Here is a 15,344-nt window from a genome sequence, read left to right as displayed (position 1 = left end):
CATCAACGAGGAGAGAGACCAACGCCGTGCAGAAAACAGCTTCGAGCGGTGACCTGACGTGGTTGCTGGACGATCTGGTGGAACGGGTGGCGCACGCCCAGCACGCCATCGTCCTGTCCGTGGACGGGCTGCTCGTCGCGTCGTCCCGCGGGCTCGAACGGGACGACCGTGAGCACCTCGCCGCCGTGGCCTCCGGCATCCAGAGCCTCGCCAAGGGGGCCGGACGACGCTTCGGCGGCGGGCCGCCCCGACAGACCATCATCGAGATGCAGACGTCGTTCATGTTCGTCAGCGCGGCCGGGAACGGCGCCTGCCTGTGCGTGCTCGCCTCCGAGGAGGCCGACGTCGGGCTCATCGCGTACGAGATGGCGATGCTGGTCACCCGCGCCGGGAAGTTCCTCGGCACGCCGCCGCGCAGCGACGAGCAGGTGGCCGGCGATGGGTGAGCGGTGACGGCGGCCGGTCGCGGGCACGACGAGGACGTGTGGGTCGACGACGAGGCGGGTCCGGTGGTGCGGCCGTACGCGATGACGCGTGGTCGCACCCGGCCGGTGCGCGGCACGTTCGACCTGATCTCCATGGTGGTCGCCACCCGGAACCCGCCGGCGGCCGACGCCGGCCCGGGGCTCGAACATCTGCCACCGGAGCAGCAGGCCATCGTGCGGCGCTGCCGCGAGCCGCTCTCCGTCGCCGAGATCTCGGCGCACCTGAACCTGCCGCTCGGCACCGTGCGGGTCATGCTCGGCGACCTGCTCGACGCCGGCCTCATCCGGATCCACGACCCCGGGCCGGCCGACCAACCCCACTCCCGACTTTATGAGGCGCTGATCGATGGTTTACGCCAACTCTGACGGAACGGACCCGGCCGACCCGGTCCCGACCGCCGTGAAGATCCTGGTCGCGGGCGGGTTCGGGGTCGGCAAGACCACCCTCGTCACCTCGGTCAGCGAGTCGGCGCCGCTGCGCACCGAGGAGGTGCTCTCCAGCGAGAGCGTCGGGGTCGACGACCTGTCCGGGGTGGAGGCGAAGGAGACCACCACAGTGGCGATGGACTTCGGCCGCATCACCATCTCGGACTCGCTGGTGCTCTACCTGTTCGGCACGCCCGGGCAGGACCGGTTCCGCTTCATGTGGGACGAACTGGCGCTGGGCGCGCTCGGCGCGGTCGTGCTCGCCGACACCCGGCGCCTCGCCGACTCGTGGCCGTCGATCGACTACTTCGAGTCCGACGGGACGCCGTTCATCGTGGCGGTCAACTGCTTCGAGGGCGCCCGCCGCTACGAACTGGATGAGGTGCAGCTCGCGCTCGACCTGGATCCCGAGGTGCCGGTGGTGCTCTGCGACGCGCGGCAGCGGCAGTCCGGCAAGGACGTGCTGATCGCGCTCGTGCAGCACGCCCACCGGGTGCGCGGCGGCGGCCTGAACTAGCGCATCCCCGGGCTTTGCTGGCGCATCTCTTGGGCTTTGCTAGCGCATCTCCCGGGCCGCGGCGCGGACCGTGGCGCGCAGCCAGCTGTGCGCCGGGTCGGTCTCCAGGCGCGGGTGCCAGACCATCCCGTAGGCGAGCGCGTCGAACTCCTCCGGCGCCTCGACCAGCTTCAGCCGCGGGTCGGCCGCCTGGAGTTCGGCCAGCCGGCGCGGGATCGTGGCCACCAGCGCGGTGCCCGGAACGGCCACGGTCGCGGCGCTGAAATGGGAGACCCGCAGCGCGGCCCGTCGACTGCGGCCGAGGTCGTGCAGCCAGCGTTCGATCAGCGGCTGCTCCTGCGCGATCGTCGTGATCACCACGTGGTCGGCGGCGACGTAGTCGGCCAGCGCGAGGCGCTTCGTCTCGGGATGCCCCCGGTCGACCACGCACACCACGTCGTCGGTGAACAGCTGCTCCCAGCGCAGCGGGGCCGAGGGCACCACGGGCGACAGGACCAGGTCGGCGCGGCCGCGTTCGAGATGCGCGTAGCTGTCCTGGTCCCGCTGGTCGACGCGGATCTCCAGGCCGGGCGCCTCCCGGTACAGCCGGGGCAGCAGGTGCGGGCCCAGCGTCGAGGTCGTGTAGTCGGTGCCGATGATGCGCAGCGTGCCGGTCGCCGTGGCCGGGTCGAAGCCGCGGCCGGCGACCAGGTTCTCGATGCGGGGCAGCAGGAGGGCGAGCTCGCGTTGCATCTCGCGGGCCCGGGGCGTCAGTTCGTAGTCGGCGCCGGCGCGGACCAGCAGTTCGTCGCCGAACTGCGCGCGCAGCCGCTGCAGCGTGCGGCTCATGGACGACTGGCTGAGGTGGAACCGGACGGCGGCGCGGGAGACGTGGCGTTCCTCCAGCAGCACAGCGAGGGCACGCAGCTCGTGCAACAGTCCGAGTTCGCTATGCGGCATGCGCATAGTATGCATACGGCTTTCGCGTTGGTGGACGGCGCCGGGAGCCGCCAGATTGGCCGCCATGCGCGTCCATCCCTCCCTGGCCTGGATCCTGGCGCTCGGTCTCGCCGGGTGCACCGCCTCCCCCGATCGGGCCGCCGCGCCCACTCCGACGGTCTCGCCCGCGCCCGCGCCCCCTTCGGGCGCCGCCGACGTGGGGATCGCCGCCGCGGCCCAGGCGTTTCTCGGCACGCTCGACGCGCGGCAGCGCGACGCCGTCCTGTTCGACCGGGGCGACCGTGCGCAGAAGCAGCGCTGGTCCAACCTGCCGGCCGGCCTCTACGAACGCCGCGGCGTGCGCACCGGCGACCTCGACCGGCCGCAGCTCGACGCGTTCCTGGCGCTGATGCGGGCGACGTTGAGCGCCGAGGGCTACGAACGGGTGGTCGCGCAGTGGTCGGCCGACGACGCGATGCCCGCCGGCGGCGGCCGGATCACCTACGGCCGGGAGCACTACTGGATAGCGCTCATCGGCGAACCGTCGGCGACCGAGCCGTGGCAGTGGCAGTTCGGCGGCCATCACGTGACGGTCAACGCGACGATCCGGGGCGATCGGCTCTCACTGACCCCGAGCTTCCTCGGCGCCCAGCCGGCGAGCTACCCGGCCGGCGGCACCACGGTGCGGCCACTGGGCGACATCGTCGATCGGGCGTTCGCGCTGGTGAACTCGTTCGACGCGAACGCGCGGCAGCGGGCGGTGCTCGGCGGCACCCCCGTCGACCTGGTGCTCGGCGCGGGTCAGGACTGCCGGCGCATCCCGGCCGAGGGGCTGCCCGGCTCGGCGATGACAACCGCCCAGCGGGCCGCGTTCCTCGACCTGCTCGACCGCTACGGCGGGCTCGGCACCGAACGCCTCAACGCCGCCCGGCGCGCCCAGCTGCGCGACGACCTCCCCGACACCCACTTCGCCTGGTACGGCCCGACGGCGGCCGGCAGCGCGGCGTACTTCCGGATCACCGGCCCGCACGTCGTCGTCGAGTACGCCCCGCAGGCGATGGGCGGTGACGCGACGAACCACGTCCACGGCATCTACCGCGACCCCACCGACGACTACGGCGGCACGGTCTGCTGACCCGCCGCACCCTTCACGAGCCGGTCGCGTGCGCCTTTCACGGCCCGGCGATCAGCGGGAGGCCGGCGCGCACGCCCTGCCAGAGCAGCCCGGCGCCGAGCACGGTCACCACCACCGCGCTGACGAACGGCAGCACCCGGCCCCAGCGGTCGCCGACCCGCGCGAAGCGGTCGATCAACCGGCGCGACCGGACCAGGAGGACGCCGAGGCCGACCAGCACCGCGCCGAGGCCGAGGCTGAACGCGAGGATCAGGCCGAGGCCGAAGAGCGTCCGGTTGACGCCGACGGCCAGCACCATGACGCCGAGCGCCTCAGGGCACGGCACGAGCCCGCCGGAGACGCCCATGCCGATGAGGCCGCCCGCGGTCACCTTGCCGTCCGGCGGCAGGTGACTGTGCCCGTGCCCGTGATCATGCCCTCGGCCAGGGCCGTGCACACGGCCGAGCGAGCCGTGCGCGTCACCGCGCGAGCCGTGCGCGTCGCCGACGCCGGCCAGACCCCCGATGCCGGACGGGCGCACGGATCCGGACACGTGCGCGGGACCGGGCGGGACCCCGGCGCCGCGCGCGCCTCCCCCGGCGGACAGGCCGCTCCCCGGCCACCGCCGGCGCACCAGGCGCAGCCCGATGGCGAGCACGAGCACCCCGGAAACCGTCGCCATGACGGGCATCAGCACCCCGGGCACGAGCACCCGGCCGGCGAGGAGCGCGACCAGCCCGATCCCGATCACCGACGCCGTGTGCGTGAACGTGACGACCGCCCCGAGCGTGAGGGCGTTGCGGAGGGTGCCGCCGCTGCCGACGAGGTACGCGGCGATGAGCGTCTTGGCGTGCCCGGGCGTCAACGCGTGCGACGCGCCGAGCAGCGCCGCGAACGCCAGCGCCAGCAGCACCACGGCCGGCGACAGCGGCCCGGACTCGAGCACGCCGGCCAGGCGGTCGGAGGTTCGGGGGCGGGAGACGACCACCTGCGGGGAGCGGGTCGTCGGGTCGATCCGGTAGCCGATGCGGCTCTCCCGCTGGGTCGCATCGCGCTGCTGGCGCCCGAGCGCGACCGGCCCGCGTTCCTCCACCGTGGCGTTGACCTGGTAGGCGGCGCCCCGCGGCACGTGGTCGTTGCGGAAGTGCAGCTCGAACGCGCCCGGGCCGGCGGGTGCTCCCGGCGCCCGTGCGAAGAGGCGGATCGTGCCGTACCCGGCCTGGATCGTCGGGTACGGCGGCATCTCCACCCCGGTCAGGCCGGCCCGCAGCACCGTGTCGCCGACGCTCATGTGCAGGCGGGCGAGGACCCGTTCGGCGAAGGCGTGGGCCTCGGTGTCGGTGATCCGCCGGTCGGCGTCGGTGTCGAGGTCGGCCAGCGCGTCCGGGGCGACCAGGACACCCGGGGAGATGGCGAGTTCGAGCCGGATCGCGTCCGGTGCCGGGCTCAGGTACGCCGCCTGCAGGTAGACGTCGAGCGGGTGCGCCGCCGCGGGCCGCGCCGGCAGGAGCACGGCGGCGGCGGCGACCGCCAGCGCGATCAATGGCTGTGGCATGCCGGCCAATGTGACCGGGTCCGCCGCGGCCCGCCAACGCGGAATGCGGATGCCGACCATCCGCCTGCCGCATGGCCACGTGCAAGCGTCAACGCGTGGGAAGCAGCCCCGCCGCACGGAACGCCCGGTCGTAGATTTCCCGGATCACCGACTCCTTGCGGGCGTTGTACTCCATCACGTGCTCGCCGGCCGCGTTCGACGCCTTGGCGGCCGCGAGTTTGGTGTCGCGGTAGAGCGCCAGGTCCTCCGGATGCGCACGCAGCCACTCCCGGAACATCCGGTGCCGCACCGGCTCCGCCGCGTCCGGGCCGAACGTGTGCAGGTTGCTCTTCGGCTCGTCGGAGGTGAAGCAGCGATGCTCCTGCCACCACGGCTCGCGGATCACCAGCACGAAGCCGGCGGCCTCCAGTGCCGGCACGTAGGTGGCCTCGTCGGCCGGGTCCTCGACGATGAGGTCGATGTCGATGATCGGCTTCGCCGGCAGGCCCGGCACCGAGGTCGAACCGACGTGCTCGACCGCCAGGGCGCGTTCGCCGAGCGCGCCACGGATCCGGTCGGCGAGCGCCGCGAACGCCGCCGGCCACGCCGGATCGGGGTCGACCACGTGGATGCCGGTGCGCGGGCGGGCGTTCCCGACCCAGACCGACTGTCCCTCGGGCGGGTCGAACGAGTCGTGCCGGGTGATCTGCTCAGGAGTGGGCATTCATCCAAGGTTAGCGGTGCGCGGCCCACTCCTCGGCGAGCATGGCGAAGACCAGTTCGGTGCTCCACTCGCCCTTGAACCACTCGTTGTGCACCAGCCGGGCCTCCTGGCGCATGCCGAGGCGGCGGGCGAGCGCGGCCGAGGCGGTGTTGCGTTCGTCGAGGCTGGCGGTGATGCGGTGCAGGCCCAGTTCGTCGAACCCGAGTCGCAGCAGGGCGCGCGCCGCCTCGGTGGCGTAGCCCTTGCCGTGGTGGTCGGGGTTCATGACGTAGCCGATCTCGCCGCGGCGGTGCTCGCGACTGCGCCAGAACAGCACCACGTCGCCGACGAGTTCACCGGTGGCGGCGAGTTCGACCCCGAGGGTCATCGCCTGGTCCTCGTCCGTCAGTGCGGTGGTGGCCCAGACGCCGGCGAAGCGTTCGCCGATCACCCGCCGGTCCATCGGCGCGAACGGCAGGTACCGGCACACCTGCGGATCGCCCCGGTAGGCGAGCAGCGCATCGGTGTCGGCGACGGTCAGCGGGCGCAGCAGCAGCCGTTCGGTGCGGACGGGATACGAGGGGCGCAGTTCCACCCGTCGATCATGACGCACGGGCGACGTCGAGCCCCAACCACGCCGCGAGGGCGGCGATCTCGTCGTCGACGGCCGCCCTCGGGAAGGGCGCGTCCTCGTGGATCGCGTTGACCCGCAGCACCCCGGCCTTGCGGTCGGCGGTCGCGTCGAGCTTCCCGACCAGCCGGTCGCCGTGCAGGATCGGCAGCGCGAAGTAGCCCCATCGGCGCTTCGCCGCCGGCTTGTACATCTCCAGCGTGTACTCGTACTCGAAGATCTCCTCGATGCGGGTCCGGTCGTGCACGAGCCGGTCGAACGGCGACAGCAGCGCCGTGCGCCCCTCGAACGGCTGCCCGAGCAGGGTCGGGTCGACCCGCCAGGTCCCCTTGGTCCCCTCGACGGTGGCCTCCTCCCCGGCCTCGCCGACGTCTGCGGGTTCGACCGGATAGGCCGTGGTCCGGGCGCGCGCGATGCCCAGGGCGCCGAGCCGGCGCTCGTCGCGCAGCCGCGCGGCCTCCTCGACGGAGAGGTCCGCGGCGACGGTCGGATAGACCCGCGACGCCAGGTCGAACAGGCGTTGCCGGCCGCGCCGCGCCGAGATCGCCACCTCGCCGCGGTTGTTCAGGATCTCCAGCAACTGCGTGACGTTGCGGTTGTCGGTCCAGCCGCTCGACGGCCACGGCACCGTGCTGGTGTCCGGGATGTCGCGGGACAGCAGCGGCCCCTTCTCCGCCAGCAGCGCGAGCACGTCCCGATGGAACGTCGCGTTGGCCGCGAGCCACTCGCGTGCCTTGGCGTCGCGGGGCCGGGTGTGCATGTCCGGCAGGTACAGCCGCAGGTCCTCGATCGGGCGGATCATGGCACCGAGCTCGAACGCGCTCCGGTCCCGTTCGACCGCCTGCTGGAGCTGGGACGGGTCGTACGCGTCCGCGAGCCTCGACCACGCGACCAGGTCCGCGTTCGGCGCGATCGCGGCGGTCGGATCGATCTGGAGCAGCGTCAGCCGCCGGAGGGTGTCCAGGAGGCCGGTGGGGCGGGTGGCGTCGAGCAGCTGCGCCCGAACGGCGATCCGCCGCGCCTGGGTCCGATCGATATGAAGCAACGCCACATACCCCCGTTTTTCAGTACCGAACAGCTCATCTTTCGCTCAGCTCGCCGAGACGCGACAGACGTGAGCGGACATGAGGCTACTGGCGTCGTTCGACAATCGCTCGCCGCACATGAAGATCACGGCCGCAACGCTGACCGCGGTCGTCAGCGGTGCGATCGTCGGCGCCGGTTCCGCTACCGAGGGACGGCGACGAGGGAGCCGCTCTCCATCGCCACCCAGACGTGACCGCCGGTCACGACCAGCCCGTGCGGCTCCGCTCCCGGCAACGGGTGGATCGTGATCTCCCCGCCGGCGGTGATCCGCGCCAGTTCGCCGGAGCCCCACAGCGTGGCCCAGCAGCCGCCGTCCGGGTCGGCGGCGACCGCGTGCGGCCGGCAGGCCGGGTCCGGGAGGCGCACCTCCCCGGTGGCCGTGTGTCCGACCAGGCCGCGCGCGATGTCCGCGTACCAGACGCCGTCGCCGTCCGCCGCGATGCCGACCGGCGCCGCGCCCGCCGGCAGCGGGCGGATCTCCAGCTCGCCGTCGTGGTGGCGGGCCAGCGCGCCGGCGCCGTTCAGGGTGGCCCACACCGCGCCGTCGGCGGTGCCGGTCACCATCGCCGGCCGCGCGCCGGCGGGCAGCTCGACCCAGGTCGGCGTCCCGTCGGGGGCGAGGCGCCCGAGCCGGTCGAGGCCCGTGGCCGTGAACCACAGGTCGCCGCCCGCCTCCGCGATGCCGTACGGGCTGGCGCCCGCCGGCAGTTCGTCCAGCCTCTCGGCGCCGTCGGGGGCGAGGTGGGCGATCCGGTCGTCGGTCCGCGGGTATGCCACCGATCCGGTCGAACGGGCAACCAGCTGCATCGGCCGGGCATCCGCACCGATCCCGTGCAACGCCGGTGGACCGGCCGCCGCCGCGGGATCCAGCCGGGCGAGCCCGGCCGGGGCGACGAGCGTCATCCAGATGCCGCCGTCGGCGTCGGCGGCCAGGGCGTACGGCGCCCAGCCGTCCGGCAGTTCGATCACGCGCATGCGCACCCCCATCGTTAACGCGACGGATGTAGCATTAACGAATGCCCGACGACGCGCAAGTCACCCGCCGGCCGGGCGGCCGCACCGCGCACACCCGGGAGCGCGTGCTCTCCGCCGTCGCGGCGATCCTCACCGAGGAGGGCTTCGACGCGGTGAGCGTGGACGCCGTCGCCGCCCGTTCGCGGGTGCACCGCACCACGGTGTACCGCCGCTGGCGCGACCCGGGCGGGCTGCTCGCCGACGCCCTCGACGCGGCGCGGGAGCAGGCCTGGGAGCCGCCCGACACCGGTTCGCTGCGCGGCGATCTGACGGCCGTCAACGCGCAGGTGATCGAGGCGCTGACCGGCCGGCCGCCGGTGACGACGGCGCTCATCGCCGCGTCGTTCCGCTCGCCGGCCGCCGCGCACGCGCTGCGGGCGTTCTGGGAGGACAGGTACGCCCGGGCCGCCGTCGTCGTCACCCGCGCGATCGCCCGGGGGGACGCCGCCCCGGACGCCGACCCGCGGGCCGTGCTGGTCGCCGCGACGGCGCCGCTCTTCCACGAACTGGCGCTGATGCGCGCCCCGGCGGCACCCGGCCTCGCCGAGCGCTACGCCGCCCTGGCCGCCGCGGCGGCGCTCGGTGGCTAGACCGCGTCGTTCAACGGCCAGACCTCGACCACGCCGTGGGCGACCGCGCACGGGGTGCGCGACGCCAGCGCCACGGCCTCCTCCATCGTCTCCGCCTCGATCACGGCGAACCCGGCCACCGGCAGTTCGGAGCGCATGAACGGCCCCTCCTGCGCGCTGACCCCGGCGGCGTCGTGGTTGCGCACCTGCACGGGACGGCCGGCGATCCCCATCTCGACGCCCCGCTCCCGCAGGTGGGCGTCGTGCGCGTGGGCCGCGTCGCGCACCGCGGCGTCGGTGCCTTCATAGCCGGCGGCGTCGCCGTACCCGATCGTCACGAACTTCGGCATGGTCGCTCCGTACCCGCGACGCTCGCCGGCTACACGAGGACAGCCTCCGGCGACCGGGCGCACACGCCCTAACCCATCCTAGGAGGCTAGGCCGTATGCCCCGGCGGGCGGGAGCGGTACGGTACTCGCGAGGTCACGCTCGTGGCCGTCTCCGGTGCGCCTCGCACCACACCCATCTTTCGTAGGGAGCGTGCGAACGCGTGCGCAATTTCGTCCTCACGGGCACCCCCGGGGCCGGCAAGACGGCGGTGCTGCGGATGCTGGAACTGCACGGCCACGCCGTCGTCGAGGAGGCGGCCACCGACGTGATCGCGCTGCGGCTCGCGCTCGGGCAGCAGCAGCCGTTCCCGGGGTTCATCGACGCGATCCTCGACCTGCAGCGCCGGCGCGAGGAGGGCGTCCGGGCGTCGGGCGACGTCTTCTTCGACCGGTCGCCGGTGTGCACCCTGGCCCTGAGCCGGTACGCCGGGCTGCCGGCCGCGCCCGCGTTGACCGCCGCGGTGGCCCGCGCCGTCGCGTTCTACCGGCCGACGGTTTTCTTCGTCCGGAACCAGGGATTCGTCGAGCCGACCGCCGCGCGGCGGATCAGCTTCGCGGACTCGCTGCGCTTCGAACGGATCCACGAGGAGACGTATCTCGAGTGCGGCTTCACCCTGGTGGAGGTGCCGCCCGGCCCGCTCGCCGAACGGGTCGCCGTCGTCGAGGCGGCGCTGCGATGAGTTTCGCTCCGCTCACCGGTCGGTACGGGCATGAGATTCCGCCTCGGCGCGACGGTGACGCGCGCGGACGTTCCGGTGCTCTGCGCCGACCTCGCCGCGGCGCTGCACCCGTGCGCCGGGGACCCGGCCGGACCGGTGCTCTGCGACGTCTCCGCCGTGGTGGCACCGGACCTGGTGACGGTCGAGGCGATCGCCCGGCTGCGGCTGACCGCGCGGCGGCACGGCCGGCGCCTGGAGATCACCGGCGCCGGTCATGACCTGTGGCGCCTGATCGCCCTGGTCGGCCTGGGCAGGGTCCTCGCCGAAGGCGACCCGCGCCCCCGCGCCGGAAGCGACCAACAGGCCATCGCCCAGGGCGGCCCGCAGCCCACCGCTGAAGGCGACCCGCAGCCCGTCGCCGAGGGCGGCCCGCAGGCCTGAGCGGCGCGGTCAGCCCAGCCGCGCCGGCAGCCCGAACAGCGGGAACAGCCGCGCCGTGTCGAGGAAGTTGGACACGACCGAGATCTTCCCGCCCGACACCTCCAGCACGATCAACGCCCACGGCTCGTGCCCCACCCCGTCGGCCGCGATGCGGTACTGCCCGAACGCCGGCTGCCCGTTGGCCGTCACCGGCACCAGCCGCGAACCCACGCAGCCGATGCCCGTCCCGCCCATCCACGCCCGGATGTCGGCGTGCCCGCGCAGCCACAGCGGCAGCGGCGGCATGTTGAGCGTGGCGTCCTCGTGCAGCAACGACGTCAACGCGTCCAGGTCGTACGCCTCGAACGCCGACACGTACCTCGTGAGCAGCGCCTTCTGCTCATCGTCGAGGGGCCGGTGCACGTCGGCCGCCGTGTCGGTGGCGGCGAGGGTCGCGCGGGCCCGCTGGAGCGCGCTGTTGACGCTCGGCACGCTGGTGTCGAGCAGCTCGGCGACCTCCTGGGCGGACCAGGCGAGCACCTCGCGCAGGATCAGCACGGCCCGCTGCTTGGGCGGCAGGTGCTGCAGCGCGGCGACGAACGCCAGCCGCACCGACTCGCGCCCGGCGATGACGTCGGCCGGGTCGGCGCGCTCCGGCAGCACGCGGTCGTCCGGTGCCGGGCCCACCCAGATCTCGTCGGCGCGCGGCTCCCCCGGGTTGTCGGAGTGGCCGGAGCCGGCCGGCCCCAGGTCCATCGGCCGCACGCGCAGCTGGGCGCTGGCGAGCGTGTTGAGGCAGACGTTGGTGGCGATGCGGTACAGCCACGAACGCAAACTCGACCGGCCCTCGAACCGGTCGAACCCCTTCCAGGCGCGCACCATCGTGTCCTGGACGGCGTCCTCCGCCTCGAACGCGTTGCCCAGCATCCGGTAGCAGTAGCCGGTCAGCTCCCGCCGATACGGCTCGAGCTGGGACTCGATCGCCACGTCGTTCACCCCCGCAACCTAAACCACGGGTATGACACTTCCGAAGCGATGAGTTCCGGCGACCCGTCCGGTCGACACTGACGACTGACACGGAAATCACAAAGGAGCCGAAATGTCCTACGCCGAGGTCAACGGGATCAACCTCTACTACGAGACCCACGGCAGCGGCCGGCCGCTGGTGCTGCTGCACGGCGGTCTCGGTTCGGGCGAGATGTTCTACGGGCCGGTCCTGGACGCACTGGCCGAGCAGCACCAGGTGATCCTGCCGGACCTGCAGGGGCACGGCCGCACCGCCGACGTCGACCGGCCGCTGGAGATTCCGACGATGGGCGACGACATCGGCGCGCTCATCGCGCACCTGGGCCTGGAACAGCCGGACGTGGCGGGCTTCTCGCTCGGCGGCGGCGTCGCGCTGCAGGTCGGGATCCGCCACCCGGAGAAGGTGCGGCGGCTGGTGGTGGCCTCGGCGGGGATCCGCCGTTCGGCCACCTACCCGGAGCTTCTGGCGCAGCAGGGGCAGGTCAACGCGGCCGCGGTCGAGTTCATGAAGGAAACGCCGATGTACGAGCTGTACCAGCGGGTGGCGCCGCGCCCGGAGGACTTCCCGAAGCTGCTCGACAAGATCGGCGCGGCGATGCAGGTGGACTTCGACTTCACCGCGGAGGTGCGCGGGCTCCAGGTGCCGACCTGCATCGTCGCGGCCGACGCCGACATGTGCCCGCCGAGCCACTTCGTCGAGGTGTTCGGGCTGCTCGACGGCGGTCAGCGCGACGGCGGCTGGATGGGCGAGGGCCGGCCGAAGGGTGGGCACGCGCTGGCGATCCTGCCCGGGCTGACGCACTACAACGTGGTCGACTCGCCGCTGTTCGCCACGACCACGCTGGCGTTCATCGACGCGGAGTAGACGCGCAGAGGCGCCCGCGCAGGAAGCGGCGTTCGGCCTCGGTGGGAGCGAGGGCGAGCGCCGCTTCGTAGCTGCCCGCCGCCGCGTCCGGGCGCCCGGCGCGGCGCAGCAGGTCGGCGCGGGTCGCGTGCAGCAGGTAGTAGTCGCGCAGCGGCTCGTCCAGCGCGTCGAGCAGCGGCAGCGCCGCCTCGGGGCCGTGTGCCATGCCGAGCGCCGCGGCCCGGTTGAGGTCCACGACCGGGCTCGGCGCCAGGCGCGCCAGGTGGTCGTACAGGCCGACGATCTGCGCCCAGTCGGTCCGCGCCGGGTCGTTCGCGCTCGCGTGCACCGCGGCGATGGCGGCCTGGATCTGGAACGCCCCCGCGCGCCCGCGGCGCAACGCGCGTTCGACCAGCGCCGCGCCCTCGGCCGTCCGCGCCGCGTCCCACCGCGCACGGTCCTGCTCCTCCAGCGTCACCAGGTCGCCGGCGTCGTCGAACCGGGCCGCCCGCCGCGCCTCGTGCAGCAGCATGAGGGCGAGCAGGCCGAGCGCCTCCGGTTCGTCGGGCATGAGGGCGCACAGCACGCGGGCGAGCCGGATCGCCTCGAGGCTCAGCCGCGCGTGCGCCGGATCGCCGTAGCCCTGGGTGAAGAGCAGGTACAGCACGTGCAGCACGGCGGGCAGCCGTTCCGGCAGCAGGTGCGCCGGCGGCACGCGGAACGGGATGCCCGCGTGCGCCACCTTCTGCTTGGCCCGGAACAGCCGCTGCCCCATCGTCTTCTCCGGCACCAGGAACGCCCGCGCGATCTCGGCGGTGCTCATCCCGGCCAGGCTCCGCAACGTCAGCGCCACCTGGGCGTCCAGGTTCAGCGACGGGTGGCAGCAGGTGAACATCAGCTCGAGCCGCTCGTCCGGGATGTCGCCGTCGGCGGGAAAGTCCGGCGGCGAGCTGTCGGAGAGCGCCACCTCCCGGAGTTTGGCCGCCTCGGTCCGCGCCCGCCGCAGCCGGTCGAGCCCGTGGTTGCGCGCGGCGGTGGTGAGCCACGCCAGCGGCTGGTCCGGCACCCCGGACGCGGGCCAGGAGACGAGCGCCTTCGCGAACGCCTCCTGCGCGCACTCCTCCGCCAGGTCCATGTCGCGGGTGAGCCGGACCATGACGGCCACGATCCGGCTCCACCCGTCGGCGTACAGCCCGGCGAGGAGTTCCTCAGGACTCGTCATCGGGCCAGAACGGCCGGATCTCGATCATGCCCGCCCAGGCCATCGGATGCCTCGACGCCACCTCGACGGCCTCGTCGAGATCCGCGCACTCCAGGATGTCGAACCCGGCCATCTGCTCACGCGTCTCGGCGTACGGCCCGTCGGTCAGCAGCACCTGCCGGTCCCGCACGCGCACCGTGGTGGCATCGCTCGCCGGCCGGGTGCGGTTGCCGGTGATCCGGATGCCCTTGGCGTCCATCTCGCGCACCCACTCCTCCACGTCGGGCGCGGCGTCGTCGGGCGCCGGCCGGTCGGCGGGGTCGTAGCAGACCAGCATCAGGTATTTCATCGGTGTGCTCCCGTCATGGCGGTAATCGTGGCGGTCATGTTGCGGCGCAAGGTCTCCAGCCTGCCGTCGAGGCCCCCGGGCGACTGCCGGGCCCCGGTGACGCCCGGCCCGTGGGTGAACGTGTGCCGCACCAGCGTCGTCCCCGGTTCCTCGCCCGGCAGCAGTTCGTAGCGCCAGGCCGAACCGACGTCGCCGGTGGGGTCGAGCACGTTCCACCCGAAGACCCGGGGTCGTTCCGCTTCGGTCACCACGCAGGTCACCGTAGTCCGCAGCCCGTTCGGGAACCGGTTGTGGGCGGTGAACCGGGCGCCCGGCACGGGCCCGTCGGCTCCCGCGCACCACGCGCCGCCCCACGCCTCGGGGCTCCACTCGCCGATCCGTTCGACGGCGGTGACCAGTTCCCACATCCGCTCCCGCGGGACCCGAACGGTCACCGCGACCGCCGCTCCCACACCTGTCACGTGATCCATGTGTCCATGACGAACGGCGGACGCCCGCTACTACACCCCGGCCGAAATTTTCCGCGCCGCCGGTCGACGAGACCCGCCTACCCCTTCGGGAAGTGCGGGCGCAGGTCGGCGGCGAGCATCCGGTCGAGCACCCGGTCGGAGACGAACCGCGGCACGCGCGTCATCAGGGCGGCGTCGCGTCCGATGGTGTAGCGGGTGCGCGGCTTGCGCGCCGTCACGGCCTTCGCGACCACCTGCGCCGCCCGGTCGGCCGGCGTGCCCGCCTTCGTGAACGCCGCCGAGTGCGAGATGATCGCCTCGATCAGTCCGTCGTGCCGGCGGTGCTGGGCGGCGGTCATGCGGTCGGCCAGCTGCCGCACGGTGGCGACGGCGCGGCCGTTCAGCCGGGTGACGACGCCGCCCGGCTCGACGACCACCACCTGCAGCCCGTGCGGCTTCATCTCGCGGCGCAGAGCGTCGCTCACGGCCTCCAGCGCGAACTTCGCACCGGCGTAGGCGCCGTAGGTGGGCAGCGCGACCCGCCCGCCGATCGAGCTGATGTTCACCACGCGGCCCGCATTGCGCAGCAGCGCCGGCAGCAGGGCCTGGGTGACGGCCACCTGGCCGAAGAGGTTCACCTCGAACTGCCACCGCCAGTCGTCGATCGGCAGCGCCTCGACGGGCGCGTTGACGGCGATGCCGGCGTTGTTGACCAGGGCCCGCAGTGCCGGCCCCGCCTCGACGCGGGCCGCGAGCGCGGCGATCTGCTCCGATGAGGTGATGTCGAGCATGACGGGCTCGACGCCGTTGGCGCGGATGGCGTCGGCGTCGCTCTCCCGACGCACACCGGCGAGCACATGGAACCCCCGACCGGCCAACTCCCGCGCGGTCGCCGCACCGAGTCCGGTGGACGCCCCGGTCACCACGACCATTTCCCGAGTTTCAGATGACGTTGTCACCCGAACGACGGTAGCCGCGTTCGGGTGACACTGTCAACCGTAGAATGGTCG

General features: G+C 73.4%; 20 protein-coding genes. 8 read left to right on the top strand and 12 right to left on the bottom strand.

What is annotated here, in order from left to right:
- Positions 1-26 precede the first annotated feature (26 nt).
- From Val02_RS02000 to Val02_RS01990, 3 genes are all read left to right on the top strand, one after another.
- A complete protein-coding gene (locus Val02_RS02000; protein ID WP_203897084.1) occupies positions 27-446 on the top strand; it encodes a roadblock/LC7 domain-containing protein in 420 nt (139 codons plus the stop codon).
- A gap of 81 nt (positions 447-527) precedes the next feature.
- Positions 528-851: a DUF742 domain-containing protein gene (locus tag Val02_RS01995; RefSeq protein WP_239152273.1), complete on the top strand. Its 324-nt coding sequence runs from the start codon at positions 528-530 to the stop codon at positions 849-851.
- Complete coding sequence (locus Val02_RS01990; RefSeq protein WP_203897082.1) at positions 832-1,428, top strand: GTP-binding protein; 597 nt, start codon at positions 832-834, stop codon at positions 1,426-1,428. Before Val02_RS01995 ends, Val02_RS01990 begins: the two co-directional genes overlap by 20 nt.
- Before the next feature lie 39 nt (positions 1,429-1,467).
- On the opposite strand, the gene Val02_RS01985 is transcribed toward Val02_RS01990, so the two are convergent.
- Positions 1,468-2,367, bottom strand: a complete 900-nt coding sequence (locus Val02_RS01985; protein WP_203897081.1) for a LysR family transcriptional regulator — start codon at positions 2,365-2,367, stop codon at positions 1,468-1,470.
- 64 nt (positions 2,368-2,431) lie between these two features.
- On the opposite strand from Val02_RS01985, the gene Val02_RS01980 reads away from it, so the two are divergent.
- On the top strand, positions 2,432-3,481 hold the full coding sequence (locus Val02_RS01980) for a DUF3500 domain-containing protein (RefSeq protein WP_203897080.1): 1,050 nt from the start codon (positions 2,432-2,434) through the stop codon (positions 3,479-3,481).
- Positions 3,482-3,518: 37 nt separating this feature from the next.
- On the opposite strand, the gene Val02_RS01975 is transcribed toward Val02_RS01980, so the two are convergent.
- The 5 genes from Val02_RS01975 to Val02_RS01955 form a co-directional block, all read right to left on the bottom strand.
- On the bottom strand, positions 3,519-5,015 hold the full coding sequence (locus Val02_RS01975; protein WP_203897079.1) for a hypothetical protein: 1,497 nt from the start codon (positions 5,013-5,015) through the stop codon (positions 3,519-3,521).
- A gap of 88 nt (positions 5,016-5,103) precedes the next feature.
- The gene (locus Val02_RS01970) at positions 5,104-5,718 is read right to left on the bottom strand and encodes a GrpB family protein (protein WP_203897078.1); all 615 of its coding nucleotides are present in this window, start codon (positions 5,716-5,718) and stop codon (positions 5,104-5,106) included.
- 10 nt (positions 5,719-5,728) lie between these two features.
- Positions 5,729-6,292 carry a GNAT family N-acetyltransferase gene (locus tag Val02_RS01965; RefSeq protein WP_239151565.1) on the bottom strand — a complete coding sequence of 188 codons (564 nt, stop codon included), beginning with the start codon at positions 6,290-6,292 and terminating at the stop codon, positions 5,729-5,731.
- A 7-nt stretch (positions 6,293-6,299) separates the two neighbouring features.
- Positions 6,300-7,379: a DNA glycosylase AlkZ-like family protein gene (locus Val02_RS01960; protein ID WP_203897077.1), complete on the bottom strand. Its 1,080-nt coding sequence runs from the start codon at positions 7,377-7,379 to the stop codon at positions 6,300-6,302.
- Positions 7,380-7,555: 176 nt separating this feature from the next.
- Entirely contained in the window at positions 7,556-8,389 is an 834-nt protein-coding gene (locus Val02_RS01955; protein ID WP_203897076.1) for a Vgb family protein, read from the bottom strand.
- Between the two features lie 104 nt (positions 8,390-8,493).
- Here Val02_RS01955 and Val02_RS01950 point away from each other — a divergent pair, with 104 nt between their 5' ends.
- Complete coding sequence (locus tag Val02_RS01950) at positions 8,494-9,018, top strand: TetR/AcrR family transcriptional regulator (protein WP_203897521.1); 525 nt, start codon at positions 8,494-8,496, stop codon at positions 9,016-9,018.
- Here the strand turns inward: Val02_RS01950 and Val02_RS01945 are convergent.
- Positions 9,015-9,347, bottom strand: a complete 333-nt coding sequence (locus Val02_RS01945) for a YciI family protein (RefSeq protein ID WP_203897075.1) — start codon at positions 9,345-9,347, stop codon at positions 9,015-9,017. The two genes, Val02_RS01950 and Val02_RS01945, sit on opposite strands and share 4 nt — an antisense overlap.
- Before the next feature lie 200 nt (positions 9,348-9,547).
- Here Val02_RS01945 and Val02_RS01940 point away from each other — a divergent pair, with 200 nt between their 5' ends.
- Together Val02_RS01940 and Val02_RS01935 are read left to right on the top strand one after the other, a co-directional pair.
- Positions 9,548-10,066 (top strand): AAA family ATPase, encoded by a 519-nt coding sequence (locus Val02_RS01940; protein ID WP_203897074.1) that lies wholly within the window; start codon positions 9,548-9,550, stop codon positions 10,064-10,066.
- Positions 10,067-10,096: 30 nt separating this feature from the next.
- Complete coding sequence (locus tag Val02_RS01935) at positions 10,097-10,486, top strand: STAS domain-containing protein (protein WP_203897073.1); 390 nt, start codon at positions 10,097-10,099, stop codon at positions 10,484-10,486.
- A gap of 9 nt (positions 10,487-10,495) precedes the next feature.
- On the opposite strand, the gene Val02_RS01930 is transcribed toward Val02_RS01935, so the two are convergent.
- Entirely contained in the window at positions 10,496-11,461 is a 966-nt protein-coding gene (locus Val02_RS01930; RefSeq protein ID WP_203897072.1) for a sigma-70 family RNA polymerase sigma factor, read from the bottom strand.
- Positions 11,462-11,564: 103 nt separating this feature from the next.
- Here Val02_RS01930 and Val02_RS01925 point away from each other — a divergent pair, with 103 nt between their 5' ends.
- Complete coding sequence (locus Val02_RS01925; RefSeq protein ID WP_203897071.1) at positions 11,565-12,356, top strand: alpha/beta fold hydrolase; 792 nt, start codon at positions 11,565-11,567, stop codon at positions 12,354-12,356.
- On the opposite strand, the gene Val02_RS01920 is transcribed toward Val02_RS01925, so the two are convergent.
- The 4 genes from Val02_RS01920 to Val02_RS01905 all read right to left on the bottom strand — a co-directional run bounded on the left by Val02_RS01920 (position 12,340) and on the right by Val02_RS01905 (position 15,266).
- Positions 12,340-13,557 carry an RNA polymerase sigma factor gene (locus Val02_RS01920; protein ID WP_203897070.1) on the bottom strand — a complete coding sequence of 406 codons (1,218 nt, stop codon included), beginning with the start codon at positions 13,555-13,557 and terminating at the stop codon, positions 12,340-12,342. The genes Val02_RS01925 and Val02_RS01920 overlap by 17 nt on opposite strands.
- Positions 13,544-13,885, bottom strand: coding sequence for a YciI family protein (locus tag Val02_RS01915; protein ID WP_203897069.1), 342 nt, complete (start codon positions 13,883-13,885; stop codon positions 13,544-13,546). Before Val02_RS01915 ends, Val02_RS01920 begins: the two co-directional genes overlap by 14 nt.
- Entirely contained in the window at positions 13,882-14,355 is a 474-nt protein-coding gene (locus Val02_RS01910; RefSeq protein WP_203897068.1) for an SRPBCC family protein, read from the bottom strand. The genes Val02_RS01915 and Val02_RS01910 overlap by 4 nt, the downstream gene beginning before the upstream one ends.
- Before the next feature lie 77 nt (positions 14,356-14,432).
- Positions 14,433-15,266 carry an SDR family NAD(P)-dependent oxidoreductase gene (locus Val02_RS01905; RefSeq protein WP_203897067.1) on the bottom strand — a complete coding sequence of 278 codons (834 nt, stop codon included), beginning with the start codon at positions 15,264-15,266 and terminating at the stop codon, positions 14,433-14,435.
- Between the last annotated feature and the right edge of the window lie 78 nt (positions 15,267-15,344).

The organism is Virgisporangium aliadipatigenens (assembly GCF_016863615.1).
Taxonomy (GTDB): Bacteria; Actinomycetota; Actinomycetes; order Mycobacteriales; family Micromonosporaceae; genus Virgisporangium; species Virgisporangium aliadipatigenens.
The sequence above is the reverse complement of the archived record's forward strand: the minus strand, read 5'-3'. Positions and strand labels throughout refer to the sequence as shown.